Below are 835 nucleotides of genomic sequence, written 5' to 3' on the forward strand. Positions count from 1 at the left end.
CTGCATCGCGCCGGGCTAACGCCGGATGTGCTGGATATTGTGCCATGCGCGTTGCGCACCATGGCACAACTGGCGGGGGTGGCTTCCGATTCCCTGCTGTTGCATCGACTGGATACCGAGCACTGGCTGTGGGTTTCGCCGTTATCCCAGCCGCTGTCGTTTGGTGTTATCTCGCAAGACGCGGTGACAGATTCTGGCGATATCGTCACCTGTGTGAGCAATCACTATCCGGGAAAGCGCGGTGAAATAACGTATTACAGTGGCGAGTGGGGCGAGGACACTCCGCTTTCAGTGCACCCGCTGGCGTCGTGGTCGCCGTTTGACATCTTGCATCAAGCCTATCCGCCGCTGCCGATCAATCCGTCCCAGTTTGTGGTGGCGGGCGGTTTGGCGCTGCGGGCGGACGATTAATGCCCCCTTTTCGTGTCAATCTGTTGCCGTGGCGTCAACGCCGACGAGTCCGTGATACTCGCCGCTGGTGGCTGTGGCTGCTGTTTTTTTCGGGGGGATTGCTGCTCACGCTGGCCGCGTGCCGTGAGCGGCTTGACCAACAGCGTGGCGCGATGGAGGAAACGTTGCGCACGCTGCAACAAAAGCAACTCGCGGACAGCGCACAACTGCGTGAGGTTCAACGGTTAATGGCCGCGCTGCGACAGCGGCAAGCGCAGTTGCAGGCAGAAGAGCAAACGCGGGCGCATAACCAGGGTTATGAACAGCTGTTAAAACAGCTGGCGCAGTGGGTGCCTGATGGGCTGTGGCTTACTGCCCTGACAGTGCAGGATGGCAAGGCCCATCTGACGGGCAGAAGCCATGATTATGCCGACATCGTGCACTT

Annotated in this window: 1 protein-coding gene and 1 pseudogene; both read left to right on the plus strand. The window is 59.8% G+C overall.

All coding sequences use genetic code 11. The annotated features are described in order from the left end of the window. Positions 1-411: pseudogene (locus J5224_RS31500) on the plus strand (pilus assembly protein HofM); the annotation flags it as partial. Next, on the plus strand, positions 411-835 hold a 425-nt coding region (locus tag J5224_RS31505), incomplete at its 3' end, for a PilN domain-containing protein (RefSeq protein ID WP_264628918.1). The pseudogene J5224_RS31500 and the gene J5224_RS31505, both read left to right, overlap by 1 nt.

It is taken from the genome of Candidatus Symbiopectobacterium sp. NZEC135, from assembly GCF_025962695.1.